Annotated in this window: 24 protein-coding genes; 18 read left to right on the forward strand and 6 right to left on the reverse strand. The window is 57.5% G+C overall.

The genetic code is table 11. The annotated features are described in order from the left end of the window. The first annotated feature begins 104 nt into the window (after positions 1-104). Positions 105-1,013 (forward strand): 50S ribosomal protein L3 N(5)-glutamine methyltransferase, encoded by a 909-nt coding sequence (prmB, locus tag KDX37_RS05585; RefSeq protein WP_231651690.1) that lies wholly within the window; start codon positions 105-107, stop codon positions 1,011-1,013. A 40-nt stretch (positions 1,014-1,053) separates the two neighbouring features. Here the strand turns inward: prmB and KDX37_RS05590 are convergent, their stop codons facing one another. Beyond that, a complete protein-coding gene (locus KDX37_RS05590) occupies positions 1,054-1,851 on the reverse strand; it encodes a hypothetical protein (protein ID WP_231651691.1) in 798 nt (265 codons plus the stop codon). A gap of 112 nt (positions 1,852-1,963) precedes the next feature. Continuing rightward, the gene (locus KDX37_RS05595; RefSeq protein ID WP_231651692.1) at positions 1,964-2,971 is read right to left on the reverse strand and encodes an alpha/beta hydrolase; all 1,008 of its coding nucleotides are present in this window, start codon (positions 2,969-2,971) and stop codon (positions 1,964-1,966) included. A 143-nt stretch (positions 2,972-3,114) separates the two neighbouring features. Between KDX37_RS05595 and aroC the strand changes: the two genes are divergently transcribed. The 6 genes from aroC to KDX37_RS05625 all read left to right on the forward strand — a co-directional run bounded on the left by aroC (position 3,115) and on the right by KDX37_RS05625 (position 8,395). Continuing rightward, the gene (gene aroC / locus KDX37_RS05600; RefSeq protein WP_231651693.1) at positions 3,115-4,206 is read left to right on the forward strand and encodes a chorismate synthase; all 1,092 of its coding nucleotides are present in this window, start codon (positions 3,115-3,117) and stop codon (positions 4,204-4,206) included. Between the two features lie 39 nt (positions 4,207-4,245). After that, positions 4,246-5,400: an MFS transporter gene (locus KDX37_RS05605; RefSeq protein ID WP_231651810.1), complete on the forward strand. Its 1,155-nt coding sequence runs from the start codon at positions 4,246-4,248 to the stop codon at positions 5,398-5,400. Beyond that, positions 5,397-6,011, forward strand: coding sequence for a methylthioribulose 1-phosphate dehydratase (locus tag KDX37_RS05610; RefSeq protein ID WP_231651694.1), 615 nt, complete (start codon positions 5,397-5,399; stop codon positions 6,009-6,011). The genes KDX37_RS05605 and KDX37_RS05610 overlap by 4 nt, the downstream gene beginning before the upstream one ends. Before the next feature lie 86 nt (positions 6,012-6,097). Continuing rightward, a complete protein-coding gene (locus KDX37_RS05615) occupies positions 6,098-6,643 on the forward strand; it encodes a 1,2-dihydroxy-3-keto-5-methylthiopentene dioxygenase (RefSeq protein WP_231651695.1) in 546 nt (181 codons plus the stop codon). Between the two features lie 69 nt (positions 6,644-6,712). Then, positions 6,713-7,396: an acireductone synthase gene (mtnC, locus tag KDX37_RS05620; protein ID WP_231651696.1), complete on the forward strand. Its 684-nt coding sequence runs from the start codon at positions 6,713-6,715 to the stop codon at positions 7,394-7,396. A gap of 276 nt (positions 7,397-7,672) precedes the next feature. Beyond that, complete coding sequence (locus tag KDX37_RS05625; protein WP_231651811.1) at positions 7,673-8,395, forward strand: helix-turn-helix transcriptional regulator; 723 nt, start codon at positions 7,673-7,675, stop codon at positions 8,393-8,395. A gap of 149 nt (positions 8,396-8,544) precedes the next feature. On the opposite strand, the gene KDX37_RS05630 is transcribed toward KDX37_RS05625, so the two are convergent. Next, positions 8,545-8,823, reverse strand: a complete 279-nt coding sequence (locus KDX37_RS05630) for a DUF3509 domain-containing protein (protein WP_231651697.1) — start codon at positions 8,821-8,823, stop codon at positions 8,545-8,547. A 336-nt stretch (positions 8,824-9,159) separates the two neighbouring features. Here KDX37_RS05630 and KDX37_RS05635 point away from each other — a divergent pair, with 336 nt between their 5' ends. Further along, a complete protein-coding gene (locus KDX37_RS05635) occupies positions 9,160-9,699 on the forward strand; it encodes an ankyrin repeat domain-containing protein (RefSeq protein WP_231651698.1) in 540 nt (179 codons plus the stop codon). Between the two features lie 102 nt (positions 9,700-9,801). Continuing rightward, positions 9,802-10,320 (forward strand): hypothetical protein, encoded by a 519-nt coding sequence (locus KDX37_RS05640; protein ID WP_231651699.1) that lies wholly within the window; start codon positions 9,802-9,804, stop codon positions 10,318-10,320. 15 nt (positions 10,321-10,335) lie between these two features. Here the strand turns inward: KDX37_RS05640 and KDX37_RS05645 are convergent, their stop codons facing one another. After that, a complete protein-coding gene (locus tag KDX37_RS05645; protein WP_231651700.1) occupies positions 10,336-11,262 on the reverse strand; it encodes a ZIP family metal transporter in 927 nt (308 codons plus the stop codon). A gap of 165 nt (positions 11,263-11,427) precedes the next feature. Between KDX37_RS05645 and KDX37_RS05650 the strand changes: the two genes are divergently transcribed. From KDX37_RS05650 to KDX37_RS05685, 8 genes are all read left to right on the forward strand, one after another. Next, on the forward strand, positions 11,428-11,619 hold the full coding sequence (locus KDX37_RS05650) for a PLDc N-terminal domain-containing protein (protein ID WP_231651701.1): 192 nt from the start codon (positions 11,428-11,430) through the stop codon (positions 11,617-11,619). 195 nt (positions 11,620-11,814) lie between these two features. Further along, positions 11,815-12,675, forward strand: coding sequence for a polyamine aminopropyltransferase (speE, locus tag KDX37_RS05655; RefSeq protein ID WP_231651702.1), 861 nt, complete (start codon positions 11,815-11,817; stop codon positions 12,673-12,675). Between the two features lie 277 nt (positions 12,676-12,952). Further along, entirely contained in the window at positions 12,953-15,046 is a 2,094-nt protein-coding gene (locus KDX37_RS05660; RefSeq protein WP_231651703.1) for an LTA synthase family protein, read from the forward strand. 211 nt (positions 15,047-15,257) lie between these two features. Then, on the forward strand, positions 15,258-15,494 hold the full coding sequence (locus KDX37_RS05665; protein WP_231651704.1) for a hypothetical protein: 237 nt from the start codon (positions 15,258-15,260) through the stop codon (positions 15,492-15,494). 248 nt (positions 15,495-15,742) lie between these two features. Beyond that, on the forward strand, positions 15,743-16,084 hold the full coding sequence (locus KDX37_RS05670) for a ribonuclease E inhibitor RraB (RefSeq protein ID WP_231651705.1): 342 nt from the start codon (positions 15,743-15,745) through the stop codon (positions 16,082-16,084). Between the two features lie 528 nt (positions 16,085-16,612). Then, entirely contained in the window at positions 16,613-18,022 is a 1,410-nt protein-coding gene (locus KDX37_RS05675; RefSeq protein ID WP_231651706.1) for a circularly permuted type 2 ATP-grasp protein, read from the forward strand. 12 nt (positions 18,023-18,034) lie between these two features. Beyond that, entirely contained in the window at positions 18,035-18,994 is a 960-nt protein-coding gene (locus KDX37_RS05680) for an alpha-E domain-containing protein (RefSeq protein WP_231651707.1), read from the forward strand. Next, complete coding sequence (locus tag KDX37_RS05685; protein ID WP_231651708.1) at positions 18,991-19,824, forward strand: transglutaminase family protein; 834 nt, start codon at positions 18,991-18,993, stop codon at positions 19,822-19,824. Before KDX37_RS05680 ends, KDX37_RS05685 begins: the two co-directional genes overlap by 4 nt. 146 nt (positions 19,825-19,970) lie before the next feature. On the opposite strand, the gene KDX37_RS05690 is transcribed toward KDX37_RS05685, so the two are convergent. Further along, a complete protein-coding gene (locus tag KDX37_RS05690) occupies positions 19,971-20,342 on the reverse strand; it encodes a rhodanese-like domain-containing protein (RefSeq protein ID WP_231651709.1) in 372 nt (123 codons plus the stop codon). A 692-nt stretch (positions 20,343-21,034) separates the two neighbouring features. Here KDX37_RS05690 and KDX37_RS05695 point away from each other — a divergent pair. Continuing rightward, entirely contained in the window at positions 21,035-21,763 is a 729-nt protein-coding gene (locus tag KDX37_RS05695) for an amidotransferase (protein WP_231651710.1), read from the forward strand. Between the two features lie 79 nt (positions 21,764-21,842). Here the strand turns inward: KDX37_RS05695 and KDX37_RS05700 are convergent, their stop codons facing one another. Beyond that, entirely contained in the window at positions 21,843-22,814 is a 972-nt protein-coding gene (locus tag KDX37_RS05700; protein WP_231651711.1) for a magnesium and cobalt transport protein CorA, read from the reverse strand. Between the last annotated feature and the right edge of the window lie 17 nt (positions 22,815-22,831).

Here is a 22,831-nt window from a genome sequence, read left to right on the forward strand (position 1 = left end):
GCATTAATGGGCGAAACTTCCACGCCTGTCCGGCACCCGGAATGCTGAGTTATTCAAAACCGGTCATTTCAGAATGGCTTGTCGTTTTCCCAAGGAGTTTGTCCATGATCACTTCCCGTTTGCGTACCGTGCGCGATCACATCCGCTGGGCCGTCAGCCGTTTTCACGAGGAAGATGTATTTTTCGGTCATGGCACTGACAATGCCTGGGATGAAGCGCGGCAGCTGGTGCTGGGTGCCTTGCATTTGCCATGGGAAATTACCGACAGCTATCTGGACTGCCGTCTGGAAGTGGATGAGATCTCAGAGCTGCAGCGTTTGATCAAACGCCGTATCGATGAGCGCGTGCCAACGCCTTACCTGTTGGGCGAGGCATGGTTCTGCGGCATGTCGTTCATTGTCGATGACCGCGTTTTGATCCCGCGCTCACCGATTGCCGAGCTGATCGAAGACCGTTTCGCGCCGTGGCTGGCCAGTGATCCGGTGCGCATTCTGGATCTGTGTACCGGCTCGGGTTGCATCGGTATCGCCTGCGCAGACGAGTTCAAGGATGCGGAAGTGGTACTGGCCGACCTGTCTTACGACGCGCTTGAAGTCGCCAACCAGAATATCGAGCGCCATGGCGTGGAAGACCGTGTGTACACCGTGCAGGGCGATGGCTTTGACGGTTTGCCGGGGCAGCGTTTCGACCTGATCGTGTCCAACCCTCCGTACGTGGATGCCGAAGACTTTGCCGACATGCCCGACGAGTTTCAGCACGAACCGGAGCTGGCACTGGCCTGTGGCAGCGATGGTTTGAATCTGGTGCGTCGCATGCTCGCCGAGGCAGCGAATCACTTGAACGAAAAAGGTCTGCTGATCGTCGAGGTCGGCAACAGTCAGGTTCACGTTCAGGCGTTGTATCCAGAAGTTGATTTCGCCTGGCTGGATTTTCAGCGTGGCGGTCACGGCGTGTTCATGCTCACTGCCGATCAGTGCCAGGCTCATCAGGCGTTGTTTCAGTCACGGGTATGAAGCCGGTTTGAGGCGCGGGCTGGCATTGTCAGCCCGTTTCTCAACGGTGTGTCGCGATCCAGATCAGCAGACCGGCCTGAAACACGGCGAACGTTACCAGGCACGCGATGGTGAAACGCAAGCTGCTGTCTTCGCGCTTGTATTTGCTGACGCGGTCTTCGTGCTGGCGAATGGTCACTTCCTGCTCGATCAGGTTCTTCTCGGCCTTTTCCAGCATTTGCGAAGCTTCGAGAATCTCGATGATCTGCACCTTGTCATTGTTCCAGGTGCTGTGCAGGTTGCCGACATGCACGTCCTTGATGGAGCCTTTCATGTGCTGGGCATCGGCATAGGCCACTTCAAAGCCCAATGTGCGCAGGAAATGGTCCCGACGCAGGCGGGTGTCTTCGTTGAGACCGTCCTTGCTGGCCAGCGCAACGCTTTCGATTTTGTATGACGACCAGCGCTTCTGCGCCCAATGCACACCATGGGCGATCAGGAACCGACCGATGCCACGGTTCCACGGCTCGATCTGCAGGCCGGATTCCGGCCCGAAACGCACAATGCGCTTTTCGTGATCGGCCCAGATATCCAGATTGTTCTGTTCCTTGCGCACCCGTTGGCCGGGCAGCTGGATGTTGATGCGCAGCAGACTGAGTTCCTTGCTGTGCCGCTCGGCACGACCGAACTGCACGAAACGCAGCGGCCGACCGCCTGTAGTGCGGTCAGTCGGGAGTGGCGACAGACGCAGCATCTGGAAGTGCTCGGGCAGCACGTCTTCCCACGGCTGAGGTGGCAGCGGGGCTTCGGCGATGACGGTTTCAGCAGCGGTTTCGGTCATGGTATGTGTGTCAGTCATTGATGGCGATCCTGTCCATGGCCTTGTGTAGCAAACACAGCGCCAGCACATCGCTATCGGCAGAATTTCTCCGGACTGAAGGGTTTACGGTTCCTGACGCCAAAACTTCTGGTCAGGCCGCTGGCAGTCCGCGGATGAAGCGCAGGATGCGTGCCGTTACCTCCTCAGCCAAGGGCTGCGTCGGGTTACGGTAGGAAAGTAATTGCTGTTCAAGATCATCCGGTACGATGCGCAGCACGTGATTCATCCCGTCGATCAGCGCCAGTTCGGCATCCGGCCTGGCTTTTTTCAGCAACAGCGCATCGCCCACCCCGACCTGGATATCGTTGCGGCCCTGAACAATCAACGCGGGCATGCGCAGCGCGCCAAACGCGGCCGCGGGGTCCTGCCTGAAGAGTGAAATCAGATAAGGTTGTACGCTGGGGCGGAATACCACTTCCAGCTCTGGCGGCACGTTGTCGTCGGTTTTGCCAGCCTTGAGCTCATCCAGCAGTTGGTCACTACGCTGCAGCAGCTCTGGCGGCAAGCGTTCCTGAAATTGTTCGCGCAGCACTTGATCCACCGGGCGACCAGTACCAGCGACGGAGATCACGGCGGCTGCATCCGCTTTTTCAGCGGCCAGGCTTGCCACCAGTGCCCCTTCGCTGTGGCCCAGCAGGATCAGCGGGCCGAGACGCGGGTTGGCCCGGATTGCACGCACCCAGAGTTGAACATCCGCCACATAGCCCTCGACGCTCAAATTGCGCTCGTCGGGCGTGACGGCCTTGCTGGCCGCTACGCCGCGTTTGTCGTAGCGCACGCTGGCAATATTGTTGCTGGCGAGGATAACGGCCAGGCGTTTCATGCTGTCGTTACGCCCGCCTTCGGGGTTATTGCCATTGCGGTCGGTGGGGCCGGAGCCCGCGATGATCAGCACCACTGGCACCGGTTTGTCGGAGCGCGGCAGTAGCAGCGTGCCGTACAGCTTGCCGTTGCCGGTGTCGACGCTGATAGGGCGCTGCACCACGCTGGGCGCGGCGGCACTGGCCATTCCACTGAGCAGACTCAGTAACAGCGCCACGGGCAACGTCAAGCGACGCAGCGTTGTTGCAGCAAGAGCAAGAGTGTTTACAGATAACATCGCATCGCCATCATTGGGTCGGGGTTTCGCTTGGACGCGTACCGTCACGGAAGGTTCGAGGATGAACTGAACGGCGAGCCTGCGTATACTGGCGCGCTTGGTTTAACGATCTGGTTTTTTGGCTGATTTTTCGGAGCGCCCGCATGTCCGGCAACACTTTCGGCAAGCTGTTCACTGTCACCACCGCTGGCGAAAGCCATGGCCCGGCGCTGGTCGCTATCGTAGACGGCTGCCCACCGGGGCTTGAACTGGACCTGCAGGACCTGCAGCGTGATCTGGACCGGCGCAAGCCAGGTACCAGCCGCCACACCACGCAGCGCCAGGAAGCCGACGAAGTCGAAATTCTTTCCGGTGTGTTCGAGGGCAAGACCACCGGTGCCTCCATCGGCCTGCTGATCCGCAATACCGATCAGAAGTCCAAGGACTATTCCGCAATCAAGGATCTGTTCCGCCCAGCGCATGCCGACTACACCTATCACCACAAATATGGCATTCGTGATTACCGTGGAGGTGGCCGCAGTTCTGCGCGTGAAACTGCCATGCGCGTAGCTGCCGGGGCGATCGCCAAGAAGTATCTTGCCACCCAGGGCATCGTGATTCGGGGCTATATGAGCCAGTTGGGCCCGATCCAGATCCCGTTCAAGACCTGGGATTGTGTCGAGGACAACGCATTTTTCTGCCCTGATCCTGGCAAGGTGCCTGAACTGGAAGCCTACATGGACCAGTTGCGTCGCGATCAGGATTCGGTTGGAGCGAAGATCACGGTGGTCGCGGAGGGTGTAATGCCCGGCCTTGGTGAGCCGATCTTTGACCGTCTGGATGCCGAGCTGGCGCATGCGCTGATGAGTATCAATGCCGTCAAGGGCGTCGAGATCGGCGCCGGGTTCGATTGCGTTGCGCAACGCGGTACCGAGCATCGCGACGAGATGACCCCTCAAGGCTTCCTGTCCAACCAGGCTGGCGGCATTCTGGGCGGAATCTCGTCCGGTCAGCCGATCATTGCGCATTTGGCGCTCAAACCGACATCCAGTATTACCACGCCGGGTCGTTCCATCGATGTTGATGGCAATGCGGCGGACGTGATTACCAAAGGTCGCCATGACCCGTGCGTGGGTATCCGCGCCACGCCGATCGCTGAGGCCATGATGGCGATCGTGCTGCTGGACCATCTGCTTCGCCACCGCGGGCAGAATGCCGATGTCAACATCAGCACCCCTGTGTTGGCTCAGCTGTAATGGACACAGTCACGGTCACGGGCTGCTAGCGTGACGCCTATGACCGGCGGACAGTTGCCTTACTGGCGGCTGTCCGGGTTCTATCTCTGCTATTTCGCCTTGCTCGGCTCGGCGGCGCCGTTCATGTCGCTTTACCTTCATCATCTGGGGTTCTCCAGTGCGCGGATCGGCGAACTGATCGCCATCCCGATGCTGATGCGTTGTGTCGCGCCCAACATCTGGGGTTGGCTGGGTGATTACACCGGACGGCGACTGACCATCGTCCGATTTGGCGCCATCTGCACGCTGCTGGCGTTTTCGCTGATTCTGGTCGACAAGAGCTACGCGTGGCTGGCGATGGTCATGGCGCTGTACGCGTTCTTCTGGCATGCCATCCTGCCGCAGTTCGAGGTCATTACCCTGGCGCACCTGCAAGGGCAGACATCACGCTACAGTCAGATCCGTCTGTGGGGTTCGATCGGCTTCATTCTGGCCGTGGTGGTGCTGGGCCGTCTGTTCGAGTGGTTCAGTCTGGACCTTTTTCCACAAGTGCTGCTGGTGGTCATGGGCGGTATAGCGCTCAGCAGTTGGTGGGTGCCGAATGCGCAGCCGGTGGTGTCGACCCGGGAGGCAGATGAAGGAGGCTTTCTCAAGCAACTCACAAGGCCCGGCGTTCTGGCGTTCTACGTCAGCGTGGCGCTGATGCTGCTCAGTCATGGCCCGTATTACACCTTTCTCACCTTGCACCTGGAGGCGCTCGGTTATAGCCGCGGCCTGATCGGTCTGCTGTGGGCCGTCGGCGTGGTGGCCGAAGTGCTGATGTTCATGGTGATGAGCCGCGTCCTGCAGCGTTTCTCGGTGCGTCAGGTGTTGCTGGCCAGTTTCCTGTTGGCCGCTGCACGCTGGATATTGCTGGGCGCATTTGCCGAGCATGTGCTGGCCTTGTTGATTGCCCAGGTCATGCATGCGGCAACCTTCGGCAGCTTTCACGCGGCTGCCATCCATTTCGTGCAACGTAGCTTTGGCTCACGCCAGCAAGGCCAGGGGCAGGCGCTGTATGCTGCCTTGTCCGGCGTCGGTGGCGCATTGGGCGCGCTTTATTCGGGCTACAGCTGGACTGCGCTGGGGCCATCCTGGACGTTTGCCATCGCCAGCCTTGCGGCGTTGGCCGCAGCCGTCATTATTGTCACACCCAAGAAAGAGGAAGGTGTATGACCCGCGAGCAACTGGCTCTGGAAATCATTGAGGCCGGGCGGTTTTTGTACGGCCGTGGCTGGTCGCCAGCCACCAGCAGCAATTATTCGGTAAGACTGTCGGCCAGTGAGGCGCTGTTGACTGTGTCGGGCAAGCACAAGGGCCGACTGGGTAGTGAAGATGTACTGGCGACTGATCTTGCCGGCAACAGCCTGGAGCCAGGCAAAAAACCGTCCGCCGAAACCTTGCTGCATACCCAGCTTTACAGCTGCCGGCCACAGGTCGGCGCTGTGCTGCATACTCACTCTGTGAATGCGACAGTGCTGTCCCGGTTGACCGAGATCGACCACCTGGTCTTTGAGGACTACGAGCTGCAAAAGGCTTTCCAGGGTGTAGTCACCCACGAGTCGCGTGTCGTGGTACCGATCTTCGACAACGATCAGGACATTGCCCGTCTGGCAGCCAAGGTACAGCCTTGGCTGGACGCGCATCCCGACTGCGCCGGTTACCTCATCCGCGGTCACGGTCTGTACACCTGGGGTGCGAAAATGAGTGATGCACTGCGCCAGATAGAAGCATTCGAGTTTTTGTTCGAATGCGAGCTGAAGATGCGTTCTGTATTGAATCGCTGACCTTCAGCCACTAAAACGTTCTTTGCCTGACCGGCCTGTAAAAGCCGGAAGGCGTTGGCCCACGCCGATAGCCGAGGAAACACTCCATGAGCAGTCTGTCCGTTTATCACGTTTCAAGCCCCGAGGTACCCAACAAGGTACTGACCCATCTTGAAGATATCGCCTCGACGCTCGCCGAGCACGGTGTGGCGTTCGACCGCTGGGAAGCTGCGACGCCGATCACGCCGGGCGCCAGCCAGGAAGAGGTCATCAACGCCTATCGCACACAGATCGATACGCTGATGACCCGGCACGGTTATGTGACAGTGGACGTGATCAGCCTCAACAGCGATCACCCGCAAAAAGCCGAATTGCGTGCCAAATTTCTTGAAGAGCACCGTCATGGTGAGAATGAGGTACGTTTCTTCGTGGCCGGCCGTGGCCTGTTCACGCTGCACATCGATGATTACGTCTATGCCGTGCTTTGCGAAAAGAACGATCTGATTTCGGTTCCGGCCGGCACTCGGCACTGGTTCGATATGGGGGAAAACCCACATTTCGTTGCGATTCGCCTGTTCAACAATCCAGAAGGCTGGGTAGCGAACTTCACCGGTGAAGACATTGCGGGTCGTTTCCCTCGGCTGGAAGACTGATCGGCTGATCACTTCGTGCGTTGTTTGATCTCACCCAAGCCAGTGTCGCCCGACAGGAGCCCCACCCAGATGTCCATAAAATTCATCCTCACGGATATCGAAGGCACCACCAGCGCCGTGAGTTTCGTATTCGACGTGCTGTTTCCGTATGCCAAAAAACATCTGCCAGAGTTCGTTCGCCACCATGCCGCTGAGCCGTCTGTGGCGGCGCAGCTCGACGCAGTGCGAGCAGAGAGCGACGAGCCAGAGGCAAATCTCGAACGGGTCATAGAGATTTTGCTGGAATGGATTGCCGAGGACCGCAAGGCAACGCCGCTCAAAGCGTTGCAGGGCATGATCTGGGCCGAGGGTTACAACGCCGGACAGCTCAAAGGCCATGTCTACCCTGACGCGGTTGAAGCGTTGAAGCGCTGGCACGAAGAAGGCTACCGGTTGTACGTCTACTCTTCGGGCTCAATACAGGCGCAGCAACTGATTTTTGGTTGCTCTGAGGCGGGCGACCTTTCCGGGCTGTTCAGCGGTTATTTCGATACCACGTCCGGCCCCAAGCGTGACGCCCAGTCTTATCGCAGCATTACCCAGGCCATCGGCTGTGAGGCAGGTGAGATTCTGTTCCTGTCGGACATCGTCGAGGAACTCGACGCTGCGCAGGCCGCTGGCATGGCAACCTGCGGGCTGGTCCGTGTGGGCGGTGTTCTGAGCGGGCACGAAAACGTGGCCAGCTTCGCTGTCATCGATCCCTCGACGTTCTGATCATCGTTTTCCCCGTCCTGGACGAGCCCGGCCTGGCAGCACTCTATCAGCGTGATACGCCAGGCTCGTCTCGAGTCCCCCATAGCCTCGAATCAGGTCTTTATCTGTAAGCTGCGTCCGGCTTGCAGGTCGGACGCTGCCTGCCTGTCAGTACGTTAATCCTGTTTGTTCGGGGGGTTGTTTTTAAACGCCTTCAGTCGTGTAAGTTGCCCGCCATTGACCCCTTTGTTGACCAGGAGCGCCACGGTGTCTGAGCGGGGAAGAAGAGCGGCAGCGATGTGCGGTGCCACGACCAACAACGAAACAATGGGTTTATTGATAGAGCAAATGGTCAGAACCATTACCGAACTTGACGGCGAAGCCGCCATTGAAAATGCACTCCAGTGGCTCCGCAGCGAATGCCGGTGCGATCGGGCGTTGTTTTACCAATTCAAGGGGCCGCTGCTGCTCACGTTTATCACGTCCAACGTTGACGACGCCTGGGGAGACGCCTATCGCCAGCGCCAGATGATGGCGGACGACCCCGTCATTCGCTTCTATCGCAACGCGCTCGGGTTTCTGGACTGGGATGATGCGCTTGAAAGCTACCCGCCGCCTTCCTCATATATCGACGTGCTGGAAACCTGCGACATTATCCCGGCCTTGTCCTATGGCTACACAAGCCATTGTCGAGGGGCAGATGGCGTGACCTCGATTTGCACGTTGGGAGGTATGCGGCGCCACGCGACAACGGACGATAAATACCTGATCACCAGCCTGGTACCGGTGTTGCACCGGGTGGGTCGGGGCATCAAGTTTCGTGCTCGTGGGCTGACGCACAAGGAGCTTGAAGTATTGCAGTGGGCGCGAGACGGCAAAACTGTGTGGGAAATTTCCGCCATCCGCGAAGTGTCCGAGGCCACAGTGAAATATCACCTCAAGGCGATCTATTCAAAGCTGGGCGTCGCCAACCGGGCTCAGGCAGTCGGTGAAGCGCTGTGTCGCGGTTTGATCCACTGATCAGATGATGAGAAGTCTGCCGTGATCAAACGCAATTCTTGTGGTCGAAAAAAAACCGCGATAACAAAACTGCTATCGCGGCTAACAAGGGATGAGAGAGCGTAAAACATCCGCCGCCCATTTCGGACGGCGCGGAACATCAATAACTATCAACGTGTGTGGTACGTCGGCAAGTCAAAGCGGTGCTGGCTTTGCAACATCGAGATCGCTGGCAGTTCACTTGCTTGAGCAGCAAGGTCACGACGAATTGCGCTGATCACCCACTCCAGCTGTACTGGGGTGTGCAGTTGGGCATAAGAAACCGAGCGACGGATTTGTTTGCCTTCATCGTTGCGCAGGGACAACAACACACCGCCGTCAGGACGAGGCTGAGTAGTCACGTTGTAGTCGGAGAATACGGAAGCGAATTTTTCTTGAATAAAAGTCATGTCTAGCGGCTCCATTGCTCATGGGATAACAAGCTTGGAAGTACTAGTGCAGTGTCTGTGCCAGCTTTTGTTCTTTATTTTTTCTTTTAAAATCAATAAGTTATGATATGGCGATTTTTCGTTGTTCGTGCATTTTGCATGAACCCCTTTCGAGCGTCCTGCATTTTGCCGGTTTGAGGGGATTGTCAGCGGAGAGGGAAGGCGACGACATCACATTTTTTGCTATCAAAGACATAGCTTGATACGGACCGAACAGCTGGCAAGACTTGCGGTCACTGTGTGTACCGCTACCGGGTACATCGGATTCCCGGATGACCGCACGCCAAGGAGCGACCCATGACTGATTCAAATCTCGGCCAGCCGAAGACTATGACCGATGAAGAGACCGCGGAGTTCGCCGAGCAGGTATTTGACGTCGCCCGCCAGGGTGACGCGGTAATGCTTGAGCGTCTTCTGGAGAAAGGCCTGCCTGCCGACTTCCGTAACCATAAAGGCGATACGCTGCTGATGCTTGCCAGCTACCACGGCCACCAGGATGCGGTTCGGGTGCTGCTGAACCACAAGGCAGATCCGGAAATTCGCAATGACAACGGCCAGAGCCCGATTGCAGGCGCGGCATTCAAGGGTGACCTGCCGGTGGTCAAGCTGTTGGTTGAAGGCGGAGCCAGTGTTGAGGGGGCCGCTGCGGATGGCCGTACTGCACTGATGATGGCTGCCATGTTCAACCGCATCGAAATCGTTGACTACCTGATCGCGCAAGGTGCTGATCCTCACGCCCGAGACGCCAAGGGCATCAGCGCCCTGGGTGCGGCTCAGGCAATGGGCGCCACCGGGACAGCAGAGCAGTTGACCCGGCTGGGTGTTCAAACGGGCTGATACCGGGATCTGACGACGCAAGTGTGACTGATAGCGTAGAGGCGCGAAGGATTTCCCGTTATCCTTCGCGCCTCTTTTTTCCCGCCTTCAGGATTGCCCCCCATGAAAGACCCACTGGTCGAACTCATCAGCAAAGTCAGTTCGGGGTGCATGAGCGATGATGAAATCGCCGGCATCGCCGACGAAGCTGCTCAGGCCTACGCCGACCCGCAGGCCTTTCTGGCCGCCAACCCCGATGTGAATTACGACGACACCTTCCCCATAGCATTGGGTGAATGGGTGGTGGTCGGCAGTCTGCCGGAAACCGTTCTGTTTCAGGCCGACACCTACATGGACCTGTTCGAGCAGATCGTCCAGTCGTTTGGCAAGGACGTGGCGTTCAACATCAAGCCAAAGCAATTGGCCAAGGTCGAACCGCTGGTGGCGCTTAATCGCATCCAGATCCAGTTGAGCAGCATGAACACGGAAATGGGCGGTTACGTACTGATGGACTTCAGTCAGCCGCTGGATGATGAATTGCAGGCCGTACTGGTATATGGCTGCGATCAGGCACGCGTGCTGGAGTTGGCGGCGGTTGCAGGTATCCATGCCGCGCCTTCGCTGGAAGCGCTGCGCGGCTGAGGATCAGCCAAGGGCTCAGCCCAGGGCCGTGTCGAGAAACATCATCACCCCGAACCCGCCCATCAGGCCCAGCGTTGCCGAGGTCTGATGGCCGTTGCGGTGGGTTTCCGGGATCACCTCATGTGAGACCACAAATATCATCGCGCCCGCTGCCAGCCCCATGCTGAGTGGGTAGGCAATTGCGAAACCGCTGGAAATCCCCAGGCCCACCAGGGCACCGAGCGGCTCCATCAGGCCTGAGCCGACGGCGACCAGCATCGCCTTGAACGCGGACAGGCCGGTGGCGCGCAGGGCGAGGGCGATTGCCAGGCCTTCCGGAATGTCCTGAAGCGCGATGGCCGTGGTCAGCGGCAGGCCGACGTTCATGTCACCGCCAGCAAAGCTGACGCCGATGGCCATTCCTTCCGGCAGGTTGTGAAGGGTGATTGCCAGCACGAAAAGCCAGACCCGATTGATTCGATCCGAGTGCGGCCCTTGTCGGCCCACGCTTTCGTGCTCATGGGGCGTGAATCGGTCCAGCCCCAGCATCAGCAACACGCCCAGCGCGAGGCCGGTAACCACCGTTGCCGCCGCGAGTGGTCCCGTGCCTGTGATTTCCCGGGCGGCTTCGAGGCCCGGCAAGATCAGCGAAAACGAACTGGCAGCGAGCATCATGCCCGCCGCGAAGCCAAGCATGATGTCCTGAGTGCGCTGCGCAATGTCCCGAAACGCTACGGCTATCATGGCGCCCAGCGCCGTGGCGGCAAAACCCGCTGTTCCGCCGAGCAGCGCGTAATTGAAAGTAACCTGGCTGGTGCCGACAAAGGCGTTATAGAGGCTGATACCGCCGAGGCCGAGGATAATCACGAGCGCAAGGATAAAGCCCAGGCTTACCAGTGGGCTTTTGTGTAACTGGGCAGACCAGGACGACCAGAGCGTTCGAGGGTGTGCGGGTGTTTGCATAAAAAGCGGCACCTTTGTGAGAGCGCTGACGGAACACTGGCCGCAGCAAAGACAAAAACAGGTATGAGCTCCGTTTCGGAGCCTGAAAATAAGCGGTTGGTTCAACGGAACCCCCGAACAGCGCAACTATCCTAGAAGGGTCAGTACTCAATCAGGGGCAACATCATGGGTTCCACGTTTAATAGTCTGGTCGGCTTGATCATTTTGGCTCTCGATATCTGGGCCATCATCAATGTGCTGAAAAGTGGCGCCGAAACCGGGAAGAAAATTCTCTGGATATTGTTGATCGTGATTCTGCCTGTGTTGGGCCTGATCATCTGGGCAATTGCAGGGCCGCGCGGTAACGTGCGTATCTGACCTGGCTCACATCGGAAAAACGCTTGATTGCCCTCGGCAATCAGGCGTTTTTTGCTTTATGGGCCGTCACGTGTGATTCATGTGCAGCGAAGCGCAGACAGAGAGGTTCGACCTGTCATGTTGCGCACAGTAGAATGCGCGCCTTTGTGCGGGCGGTTGGTCGTCCTGTCATTCTTATTCATCAGGAGATTACCCATGAGTGATTATCAGGAAACGTTGTACGAAGGCTACGGCCAGCGCTTTCGTATGGAAAAAATGCTTCACGAAGTGCGTACCGACCACCAGCACCTGGTGATTTTCCAGAACCCGCGCATGGGCCGGGTGATGGCGCTTGATGGCGTGATCCAGACCACCGAAGCGGACGAGTTCATCTACCACGAAATGCTGACTCACGTGCCGATTCTGGCGCACGGCGCTGCCAAGCGCGTGCTGATCATTGGTGGTGGTGACGGCGGCATGCTGCGTGAAGTGGCCAAGCACCTCACCGTTGAGCACATCACGATGGTCGAGATCGACGCTACCGTGGTCGAGATGTGCAAGGAGTTTCTGCCGAACCACTCCAATGGTGCCTTCGAGGACTCACGCCTGAATCTGGTGATCGACGATGGCATGCGCTTCGTGGCCACGACCGAAGAGAAGTTTGACGTGATCATTTCTGACTCCACCGATCCGATCGGTCCGGGTGAAGTGCTGTTCTCGGAAAACTTCTATCAGGCTTGTCATCGCTGCCTGAACGAAGGGGGCATTCTGGTCACTCAGAACGGCACGCCGTTCATGCAGCTGAGTGGCGTGCAAACCACTGCGGGTCGTATGAACGGTCTGTTTGCCGACTGGCACTTCTATCAGGCGGCGATCCCGACTTACATCGGCGGCGCCATGACTTTCGCCTGGGGTGCCACCAACGCGGCCTACCGCAAGCTGCCATTGGAAACACTGCGCCAGCGTTTTGCGGGCAGTGGCATTGTCACGCGTTACTACAACCCTGAAGTGCATATCGGTTCGTTTGCATTGCCGCAATACGTGCTAAACGCGGTCAACAAGCCGAGCAATGACTGACACTTAAAGCCTGGCAGCCTGTCGCGCCACGTTCGGTCTGCTGACCGAACGGCTAGCGACAGGCCGTTGCGACGTAGCGAGATGCGACGAATTTTTCACAATGCCTGCTACAGAATTGCGCGCGAAGCTGAACACGCAGATACCTTTACAGGTTCAACGAGCGCCAAATGACCGGCGATCAAGTAGTATCTGCCCCCCTGCAACCGGGCTGCCATTCGATGGAAGGCCGGTTTCGCATGCCTGAACCCAACCCTGAATCCACCGGATCCTGACAACCATGGCCAAAACGGACGCCCAGATTCATCGGCAAGCCTTGTCCCGCCTGCAAAACCCCACCGTCAAATCGCATCTGGCTTACACATTGCTCAGTGGCTTCGCCCTGATGGTGATGTACACGCTGCTGCGTATCGGCCTGCTGGTTTACAACCGCGAGATGATTGGCGACACGCCAGCTTCCACTTTCATCGAGGCGCTGTTCAACGGCATGCGTTTCGACCTGCGCCTGACGGTCTATCTGCTGATCCCTCTGATGCTGGCCTTGTTCAGCGCTCGGGCTATGGCGGCGCGCGGGTTTTTCCGGTTCTGGCTGACACTGGTCGGCAGCATCACGCTGTTCTTCGGCCTGATGGAGATGGACTTCTACCGTGAGTTCCACCAGCGCCTCAATGGTCTGGTCTTCCAGTACGTCAAGGAAGACCCCAAGACCGTCCTGAGCATGTTGTGGTACGGCTTTCCGGTGGTGCGTTACTTGCTGGCATGGGCCGCTGTGACGTGGCTGTTGAGTCTGGTATTCAAGGGCATCGATCGGGTCACTCGTCCGCGACGCGAGTTCAGCGTCAGCAGTAGCAGTGGACGGTCGATTGCGCCGTGGTACCTGCGTATCGGCGTGTTCTTTCTGGTGTTGATCGTCGCAGTGATCTGCGCACGTGGCACATTGCGCCAGGGGCCGCCGCTGCGCTGGGGCGACGCGTACACCACAGACTCCAACTTCGCCAACCAGTTGGGCCTCAACGGCACCTTGACGCTGATCACTGCAGCCAAGAGTCGTATGTCCGAGGATCGCGACAATATCTGGAAGGCCACGCTGCCTCAGGCGGATGCCCAGCAGACCGTGCGTGACATGCTACTGACCTCTCATGACAAGCTGGTCGAGCCGGATATCGCCGCTGTGCGTCGTGACTTCACGCCTCCAGCAGAAAACACGCTGCCGATCCGTAATGTCGTCGTGATCCTGATGGAAAGCTTCGCCGGTCACTCGGTGGGCGCACTCGGCAGCGATGCCAACATCACGCCGAACTTCGACCGGCTGTCCAAGGAAGGTCTGCTGTTCGATCACTTCTTCTCGAACGGTACACACACCCACCAGGGCATGTTCGCCACCATGGCCTGCTTCCCGAACCTGCCAGGTTTCGAATACCTGATGCAGACGCCGGAAGGCAGCCACAAGCTTTCGGGCCTGCCGCAACTGCTCAGCGCTGGCCGCAATTACGACGACGTGTATGTCTACAACGGCAATTTTGCCTGGGACAACCAGTCAGGCTTCTTCAGCAACCAGGGCATGACCAACTTCGTCGGGCGTGAAGACTTCGTCAATCCGGTGTTCTCTGATCCGACCTGGGGCGTGTCCGATCAGGACATGTTCGACCGCGGCGCAGTGGAGCTCAAAGCCCGTCAGAACGGTAAGCCGTTCTATGCCTTGTTGCAGACGCTGTCCAACCATACCCCATATGCACTGCCGGAAAACCTGCCGGTCGAGCGCGTGACCGGCCATGGCTCTCTGGACGAGCATTTGACCGCCATGCGGTATTCCGACTGGGCGTTGGGTCAGTTCTTCGAGAAGGCCAAAAAAGAGCCGTACTACAAAAACACGTTGTTCGTCGTGTTGGGCGACCATGGTTTTGGCAACAACAGGCAGCTGACCGAAATGGACCTGGGTCGTTTCAACGTGCCGTTGCTGCTGATTGCTCCTGGCATGCAGGAGAAGTTCGGTCAGCGCAGCAGCATCGTGGGTACGCAGGTGGATGTGGTTCCAACCATCATGGGTCGCCTGGGTGGCCAAACCCGTAACCAGTGCTGGGGACGTGACCTGCTCAACCTGCCGGAAGGCGACAAGGGCTTTGGTGTGATCAAGCCATCGGGCAGCGAGCAGGTGGTTGCGATCATCAGCGGTAATCGCATCCTGATCGAACCAACCGAAATGCCGGCCAAGTTGCTGACCTACACGCTGGGCGCCAAGCCGCATGCTGAGGAAGTGCCGGACGCGCCGGATACTCAGGAGCTCAAGCGCAAGCTTGAAAGCTTCCTGCAGACGGCCACCAAAAGCCTGCTGGATAACACGGCTGGTGTGGAGGCCAGCAAAAACAGGAACTGATGCCCCTACGGCTCGCCCGGACGACCTGGCGAGCCGAACGGCTGATTCTGCACCCGCATTACACAAAAAGGCCCTTGGCATTCACTGCAAGGGCCTTTTGCATGGGCGGTTTTGAAGTGGTCGTCGGCCCGCAATCCATTTGAACGAATGTATCCCTCAGAGAGTCCAGATGTTGTAAGCCGGAGTGTCTGGCTTCGTTCTGGAGGCATTGATGAAACAGTGGGCCATTTCGTATCTCGATAAGGATGGTGTACAGCAGCGTCACGAAGTTGAGTATCAGGAACGTCCCAGCGAGGAGGAGGCCGCGCAGCTTCTTCGCAAGAACCTCTTCCCGGTCACGGGCGAGCTGGATCTCAACGATCTCGATGGACGCACCAGCGAACCTACGGTCAAGACGCTCAAGGACCACAACAGTGTCCAGATCATTTCCATTACAGAAACAAGCTGATTCCGCTCCTCGATAAAAGTCTTGTCATGCCAGACACTTGGCAACGGCCCCGCTATGGGTCTACTCTGCAATTGAGGTCGCTAGGGCGACCTCTGCCACATGTCGTACCCGGCCTGTCCCAAGGCCAGGTCTGGTCAGCTACATGCTTGATTCCCCGCGTCGGATTAACTGTCGTGTCGCGACCCCCGCCAGGTGGTCGCCCAGGGAAGAGTTGAAACTCTATCTATCGTTGCATAGGAGGACGTTTCATGAGCACAGCCTATCAAGAGGACATCAGCAGTAGCGTACTGCGCCGCATGAAAGAAGGCGGTTTTGACTTTGCACGAATTCATCCCATTGAGTTTTATGCCATTTTCCCCGACGAGGAACGGGCACGGCAGGCTGCAGAGCAATTTCGTGGTGAGTCCCTTAATACCCAGATCAACATTCGTGACGACGGTGCGTGGCACTTGCAACTGAGCAAGGTCATGTATGCCACCTACGATGCTATCGGCGACTTCGAGCAAGATTTTCAGATGGTTATTTCGCCAATGGACGGGGAGGTTGAAGGCTGGGGCGTGACACAGGAGATCAGAAGACTGCACGCGTGATGTGTTGCGCGCGATAACTGACCGGCTGATTCGGGATGATGTCCTGGATCGGCCGGTCTGGTTTCTGATGCCGGACAAGCAGAACTTGTAGCATTTCGAACCTTCGCATCATCACTGTGTATCAGCTTGCTGCGGTCGGGCACTTCTTTTGGGCAAAAAAAAGCCACTCAATCGAGTGGCTCAAAGGGAAGTCAGTTGCGGATACGAGTGCTATCAACGCAGAAACGGCAAAGCGTCAAAAAAATATTTCAGGGCGATAGTGGCGTTTGATGCCGTGTTTGCTCAGTTGCTGGCGATTATGGCGAACTAATATCGCCAGCGGAAATCAACTCTGACTATGCTGTTCATAGATTTCACGGTTGAATGACGCTTCCGAATGAGGCGTAGGAGAATTGGCTTAAGCGTTTAGTGCACAGGAATGGTGCGTAGATCGTCAAATGTTTATCTAACTTATTGATATTCAAGCGTTTATGCCGATGGCACGGGCCTTGCGAAGGTCTTGGTGTCCATGGTGACAAGGAGTACGGCATGATCCGCACCTTTTATGACGAGATGTACGACGCTGGCGGTCTGGTCCGCCCGCACTATCGGGAATTCGCCCGGTGGTTGGGTGACACGCCTCCTGAGCTTCTTGCTCAGCGTCGTCGTGAAGCCGATTTACTGTTTCATCGCGCCGGCATCACGTTCACGCTCTATGGTGACGAGCAGGGCACCGAAAGGCTTATTCCCTTCGATACCATTCCTCGCAGCATTCCGGCCAGTGAATGGCGCATCGTTGAGCGAGGCTGCATTCAGCGCGTCAAGGCGCTGAACATGTTTCTGGCCGATCTTTACCACGATCAGCGCATCATCAAGGCCGGGATCATTCCTGCGGAACAGGTGCTCGCCAACGAACAATACCAGTTGGCGATGCAGGGCCTGAATCTGCACCGCGATCTGTATTCGCATATTTCTGGCGTCGACCTGGTACGCGATGGCGACGGCACTTACTACGTGCTTGAGGACAACCTTCGCACGCCCAGTGGCGTCAGCTACATGCTCGAAGACCGCAAGATGATGATGCGTCTGTTCCCAGAACTGTTCGCGGCACAGCGCATCGCGCCGATCGATCATTACCCTAATCTGCTGCTCGACACACTCAAGAGTTCAAGTCATCTCGACAATCCGAGCGTGGTGGTACTGACGCCCGGACGTTTCAACAGTGCGTTCTTCGAGCATGCGTTTCTGGCACGCGAGATGGGTGTCGAACTGGTGGAAGGCGCCGATCTGTTTGTGCGTGATGATCGAGTCTTCATGCGCACGACCGATGGTCCCAAGGCTGTAGACGTGATCTATCGTCGTCTCGACGATGCGTTCCTCGATCCACTGGCGTTCAATCCGGATTCGATGCTGGGTGTCCCGGGTCTGCTGGCCGCCTACCGCAGCGGTAACGTCGTGCTGGCCAACGCTATTGGCACAGGGGTTGCGGACGATAAATCGGTCTACCCGTATGTCACGGACATGATCCGTTTCTATCTGGACGAAGAGCCGATTCTGAAGAACGTGCCCACCTGGCAGTGCCGCAAGCCTGAAGAGCTTTCCCATGTGCTGGCCAACCTGGGTGACCTGGTTGTCAAGGAAACTCAGGGCTCCGGCGGTTACGGAATGCTGGTAGGCCCGGCTGCGACCGCTGCCGAGATCGAGGCCTTCCGGGCACGACTCAAGGCCAAGCCGCATGCCTACATTGCCCAGCCCACGTTGTGCCTGTCGACCTGTCCGACATTTGTCGAGAACGGCATTGCTCCGCGGCACATCGACTTGCGTCCCTTCGTGCTGTCCGGGCGAGAGACGCGTGTTGTACCTGGTGGTCTTACCCGAGTGGCGTTGCGTGAAGGCTCGCTGGTGGTCAATTCGTCTCAAGGTGGTGGAACCAAAGACACCTGGGTCGTCGAGGATTAAGGATGCCTGCCAATGTTAAGTAGAACTGCCTCGGATCTTTTCTGGATGTCGCGTTACCTGGAGCGAGCGGAGAACCTCGCCCGCATGCTGGACGTGAGCTATTCGCTGTCGCTGATGCCCCAGGACGGGCGCGGTGACGGGCTGGATGAAATAGCCATGCCGTTGTTGATCACCGGCACGCTTGAAACCTATGTTGAACGCCATGGCGAGCTGCATGCCGAGCGTATGCTGCACTTCTTCGCCCTGGACGCGACCAACCCTGCCAGCATTTACAGCTGTCTGGGCGCTGCACGGGCAAGCGCCCATGCCGTGCGTGGGCGTATCACCGCCGATATGTGGGAAAACATCAATTCCACTTGGCTGGAGATACGCGGTATCGCTCAGCAGGGCCTGACGCGTTATGGCATGAGCCGTTTCTGCGAATGGGTCAAGGAGCGTTCGCACCTGTTTCGTGGTGCCACCTACGGCACCATCATGCGCAACGACGCATTCCGGTTTATTCGTCTGGGGACCTTTATCGAGCGCGCCGACAACACGATGCGCATGCTCGATGCGCGTTATGAAATGCTTGAGTTGCGTGGGCCTCAGGCCAACGCGGCGGCGGACAACTCGGCAGCCGGTTACTACCAGTGGAGCGCCCTGTTGCGAGCCTTGTCTTCGTTCGAGGCCTACACCGAGGTCTATCGCGATGCACCCGGCGCCCGTCAGGTTGCCGAACTGCTGCTATTACGCGCCGACATTCCTCGCTCGCTACGGGCCTGTCTGGAGGAGATGGACCTTATTCTCGCCAGTCTGCCCGGCATCAATGGTCGGCCTGCCCAACGCATGGCCGCGGAGATGGATGCAAGACTGCGCTACACCAGTATCGACGAGATCCTGGACGAAGGCCTGCATGAGTGGTTGAACGAGTTCATTCCGATGCTGGCCCAACTGGGTGATGCCATTCACATTTCGTATCTGGAGGCTGCATGAGACTCTCAATTAGCCACGAGACCACCTATCACTACGACGATCAGGTCCGCTCCAGCATTCAGTATCTGCGCCTGACCCCAAGCGACAGCCAGCGACAGCAAGTGCTCAGTTGGCAGTTGACGCTGCCCCGGCCGGTACGCGCGCAAATCGACCCGTTTGGCAACATTCTGCATGTACTAAGTCTGGAAGAGCCTCACGAAGAAATCATCATCGGGGCACGAGGGCAGGTCGAAATCGACCAGACGCGCGAGGCTGAACACGAAAGCCAGTCGGCGTTTCCGTTCTTGCGCGTCACGCGCCTGACAGAGCCTGATGAAGCGATCCGCAGTTTCGCTATCAAGCATTGCGGTCAGCGCACCGACCGTACGGTGTTGATCGACCTCATGCAGGCGCTGAATCAGCACATGACCTACACGCAAGGCACGACCGAAGTCGATACCAGCGCCGCCAAGGCGTTCGCCGGACGCTCCGGTGTCTGTCAGGACCACACCCATGCGTTTCTGGCCTGCGCCCGAAGCCTGGGCGTACCTGCGCGTTATGTGTCGGGTTACTTGTGCAGCGAAGACAGCGATCACCTGTCCAGTCACGCATGGGCCGAGGCATGGATTGATGACGCGTGGTACAGCTTTGATGTGACCAACCAGTTGGCGATTCCCGAACGCCATCTGAAACTGGCGGTAGGGCTGGATTATCTCGATGCCTGTCCGGTGCGCGGCATGCGTCGTGGCGGTGGGTCCGAGCAGATGCACGCCAAAGTCGTCGTTTCACCCATGGTCAGCAGCACGCCGAAACCCAAGGTCCGGGTTCAGGTCCAGGCCCAGCATCAATAGATAGGTGAGAGGGTTTCAGTCAGGGTGTTACGCGTATTGCGCCGACCTTCGTTCAGGTCGGCGTGGGGCGTCAGGTATTTCTTGTGAACATGGACTGCGAGTAACCACGATAGACTTGACGCTTTCCATGCCGCGCAACATCTGGCTTATTCGGCAGGGTCGTCGCTGATGTCATAGAGCGCGTTATGCAGCTCTTCATAATTACCGCCGTTGATCACGCTGTAGTACCCGGCTTTCGTCAGTTTGTCCTGGGCCGTGTTGGCTTTTTCATTGGAGCTGCTGAAGATCACAAACACCGAGTTGCGATCAGTAAGCACCTGCTTCATCTGATTGACCAGACGCACGTTGTCAACCCGCACCGCATTCAGGACGGTGCCAGCGTCATAGTCAGTCTGGCTACGGATATCCATCGCCAACTTGCCTTCTTTTAGCGCAGCCACCGCAGCAGCCTGATCAACCACACCGGCGTGAGCGGCAACGCTGGTTGCCAACATGATTATCGCTAGTCCCTGGCGCATGAACCTGCCTCCTTAGTTGTGTAAGGGAAGAGTGGCACAGTTAAAGGCTGGCTGATAGCGCATGCAGGGTCAGCCGAACAACCGGTTCAGGTTGGGCAAAATCAATATGAGGGTGGTAGCAAAGAGAATAAGCCCCGCCTGACGTACTTTTGAGCGTTTGAACATGGCTGTCCGCCTTTTGTTGTTATTCCTGAGCGACAACAGCCGATTGAAGGCCCCGACACGCAGCACTCCAATCAGCTGGCAAAGGTGAAATCGTTGAACAGGTGGGCCCGATCAGAGGATCGGCAACCCCGGAATGGGCGCCTTTTTTGTAGCGCCACCCTGTTACAGACTTAACCTTAGAGCGCGCGTGCACCACTATTTAGAACCGTTAAGAATTTTGAAAAGCGTTTTTAGTTTGATATGGAATTAAAATGTCTGCGTCTCGGTGAGAATGCCTTGACTAGACGCGTCGAGCATAATCGTTAGCTTTCTACCGTTCGTCCGGGCAGGAAAATTCCTACATTTGAAAATGGCGGACTGACCGCTCGGAACAAGACTGAATCGAATTAGCCTGCTGTTTTGCCGTTGCGTTTGTCGACGTTTGCCAAACTGCTTGTTTCAAGCCAAGCACCACTTGATCTGGACATGGCATTCAGGGCAGTCTGCGCCGGTGCGCTATCGCCATCATTGCTTCAGGTCCCTCCGTCATGTCGTTACGCATCTGTATTCTGGAAACCGATATTCTGCGCCCCGAGTTGGTAGAGCAATATCACGGTTATGGGCGCATGTTCGAGCTGCTGTTCGCACGCCAGCCTATTGCTGCTACGTTCACGGTTTATAACGTGATGCAGGGCGTATACCCTTCGGAAGATGAGCAGTTTGATGCTTACCTTGTCACCGGAAGCAAGGCCGATTCATTCGGTGTCGACCCCTGGATTCAAACGCTGAAGATTTACCTGCTCAAGCTGTACGAGCGTGGCGACAAGTTGCTGGGTATTTGCTTCGGTCATCAGTTGCTGGCATTGCTGCTGGGCGGCAAGACCGAGCGCGCGACTCAGGGTTGGGGTGTGGGCACTCACCATTATCAGTTGGCGGCCGCCACGGCCTGGATGACGCCTGCGGTGGACAAGCTGACCCTGTTGATCAGCCATCAGGACCAGGTCACGGAGTTGCCGCAGAATGCCACTGTGATCGCCTCCAGCGAGTTCTGCCCGTTCGCCGCCTACCACATCAATCATCAGGTGCTGTGTTTCCAGGGGCATCCCGAGTTCATTCACGACTATTCGCGTACGTTACTGGATATTCGCCAGCAGTCGCTGGGCGAGCAGGTCTATCAGAAAGGCGTGGCCAGCCTGGAACACGACCACCATGGCGTGACCGTTGCTGAATGGATGATGCGTTTCGTGGCACACAAGCCAGAGTCTCCAGCGCTCTGATCACAATCACCCTGTGCGCACAGCGGAGCATTACCGTTGTGCGACAGGATGCAGCTTTCTTTCTTCGCGTCGTCGGCGCCTAGAGCCAGCCCGAACGCTTGAAGCTCGCAAACAGCGCCGAGCAGCCGCCCACAATCACGCCCAGCACAATGAAGTACCCGTAATGCCAGGTCAGTTCGGGCATGTTCTCGAAATTCATCCCATAGATGCCAGCGATGGCCGTCGGGAATGCGAGGATCGCTGCCCAACCGGCGAACTTGCGTTGCACGATACTTTGCCGGGATGACTCCAGCAGCAGACCGATTTCAATGGTCTGGCTGGCGATGTCGCACAGGTTGCCCAAGTCTTCCATCTGTCGTTTGACATGAATTTCCACGTCCCGGAAGTACGGGCGCATGTTCTTGTCGATGAACGGGAAACTCAGCTTCTGCAGTTCTTCGCCCACTTCTACCATCGGTGCCACGTAGCGGCGCATACGCAACAAGTCACGGCGCAGCGAATGAATATTCTGGATGTCAGCCTCGCGCAACGCGCCGCCCAGAACGTTCTGCTCCAATACTTCCAGTTCGGCATGAATCGCTTCGGTCACGGGCTGGTAGTTTTCGGTCACAAAGTCGAGCAGGGCGTACAAAACAAAGTCTTCGCCGTGCTCAAGCAACAGTGGCCTGGCTTCGCAGCGCTGGCGCACCAGCCCATAAGACTTGGAATGGCCGTTGCGTGAAGTAATGATGTAGCCCTTGCCAGCGAAGATATGGGTTTCTATAAACAGCAATTTTCCGTTATCACGCACCGGGGCGTAAGTCACGATAAACAGGGCGTCGCCGAAGGTTTCGAGCTTGGGACGACTGTGCACTTCCATGGCATCTTCAAGGGCCAGTTCATGCAAATTGAACTGGTTCTTCAAGCTGGTCAGTTCTTGCGCGTTGGGCTGCTCCAGGCCGATCCACACAAAGTGGTCGGGCTTGGCGGCCCATGCCGCGCCTTCGTCGAGGGTGATGTCGCGGACTTTTTTGCCTTTGCTGTAAACCGCTGCTGCAACAACTCGACCCATGGTGCTATCGCTTCTTC

Source organism: Pseudomonas californiensis (assembly GCF_021147775.1).
In the GTDB taxonomy this organism is placed as follows: Bacteria; Pseudomonadota; Gammaproteobacteria; order Pseudomonadales; family Pseudomonadaceae; genus Aquipseudomonas; species Aquipseudomonas californiensis.

What these genes read in the sequence shown, in the direction of transcription:
- prmB (WP_231651690.1), top strand. Translation starts at nt 105, where the DNA reads ATGATCACTTCCCGTTTGCGTACCGTGCGCGATCACATCCGCTGGGCC.
- KDX37_RS05590 (WP_231651691.1), bottom strand. Translation starts at nt 1,851, where the DNA reads ATGACTGACACACATACCATGACCGAAACCGCTGCTGAAACCGTCATC.
- KDX37_RS05595 (WP_231651692.1), bottom strand. Translation starts at nt 2,971, where the DNA reads ATGTTATCTGTAAACACTCTTGCTCTTGCTGCAACAACGCTGCGTCGC.
- aroC (WP_231651693.1), top strand. Translation starts at nt 3,115, where the DNA reads ATGTCCGGCAACACTTTCGGCAAGCTGTTCACTGTCACCACCGCTGGC.
- KDX37_RS05605 (WP_231651810.1), top strand. Translation starts at nt 4,246, where the DNA reads ATGACCGGCGGACAGTTGCCTTACTGGCGGCTGTCCGGGTTCTATCTC.
- KDX37_RS05610 (WP_231651694.1), top strand. Translation starts at nt 5,397, where the DNA reads ATGACCCGCGAGCAACTGGCTCTGGAAATCATTGAGGCCGGGCGGTTT.
- KDX37_RS05615 (WP_231651695.1), top strand. Translation starts at nt 6,098, where the DNA reads ATGAGCAGTCTGTCCGTTTATCACGTTTCAAGCCCCGAGGTACCCAAC.
- mtnC (WP_231651696.1), top strand. Translation starts at nt 6,713, where the DNA reads ATGTCCATAAAATTCATCCTCACGGATATCGAAGGCACCACCAGCGCC.
- KDX37_RS05625 (WP_231651811.1), top strand. Translation starts at nt 7,673, where the DNA reads ATGTGCGGTGCCACGACCAACAACGAAACAATGGGTTTATTGATAGAG.
- KDX37_RS05630 (WP_231651697.1), bottom strand. Translation starts at nt 8,823, where the DNA reads ATGACTTTTATTCAAGAAAAATTCGCTTCCGTATTCTCCGACTACAAC.
- KDX37_RS05635 (WP_231651698.1), top strand. Translation starts at nt 9,160, where the DNA reads ATGACTGATTCAAATCTCGGCCAGCCGAAGACTATGACCGATGAAGAG.
- KDX37_RS05640 (WP_231651699.1), top strand. Translation starts at nt 9,802, where the DNA reads ATGAAAGACCCACTGGTCGAACTCATCAGCAAAGTCAGTTCGGGGTGC.
- KDX37_RS05645 (WP_231651700.1), bottom strand. Translation starts at nt 11,262, where the DNA reads ATGCAAACACCCGCACACCCTCGAACGCTCTGGTCGTCCTGGTCTGCC.
- KDX37_RS05650 (WP_231651701.1), top strand. Translation starts at nt 11,428, where the DNA reads ATGGGTTCCACGTTTAATAGTCTGGTCGGCTTGATCATTTTGGCTCTC.
- speE (WP_231651702.1), top strand. Translation starts at nt 11,815, where the DNA reads ATGAGTGATTATCAGGAAACGTTGTACGAAGGCTACGGCCAGCGCTTT.
- KDX37_RS05660 (WP_231651703.1), top strand. Translation starts at nt 12,953, where the DNA reads ATGGCCAAAACGGACGCCCAGATTCATCGGCAAGCCTTGTCCCGCCTG.
- KDX37_RS05665 (WP_231651704.1), top strand. Translation starts at nt 15,258, where the DNA reads ATGAAACAGTGGGCCATTTCGTATCTCGATAAGGATGGTGTACAGCAG.
- KDX37_RS05670 (WP_231651705.1), top strand. Translation starts at nt 15,743, where the DNA reads ATGAGCACAGCCTATCAAGAGGACATCAGCAGTAGCGTACTGCGCCGC.
- KDX37_RS05675 (WP_231651706.1), top strand. Translation starts at nt 16,613, where the DNA reads ATGATCCGCACCTTTTATGACGAGATGTACGACGCTGGCGGTCTGGTC.
- KDX37_RS05680 (WP_231651707.1), top strand. Translation starts at nt 18,035, where the DNA reads ATGTTAAGTAGAACTGCCTCGGATCTTTTCTGGATGTCGCGTTACCTG.
- KDX37_RS05685 (WP_231651708.1), top strand. Translation starts at nt 18,991, where the DNA reads ATGAGACTCTCAATTAGCCACGAGACCACCTATCACTACGACGATCAG.
- KDX37_RS05690 (WP_231651709.1), bottom strand. Translation starts at nt 20,342, where the DNA reads ATGCGCCAGGGACTAGCGATAATCATGTTGGCAACCAGCGTTGCCGCT.
- KDX37_RS05695 (WP_231651710.1), top strand. Translation starts at nt 21,035, where the DNA reads ATGTCGTTACGCATCTGTATTCTGGAAACCGATATTCTGCGCCCCGAG.
- KDX37_RS05700 (WP_231651711.1), bottom strand. Translation starts at nt 22,814, where the DNA reads ATGGGTCGAGTTGTTGCAGCAGCGGTTTACAGCAAAGGCAAAAAAGTC.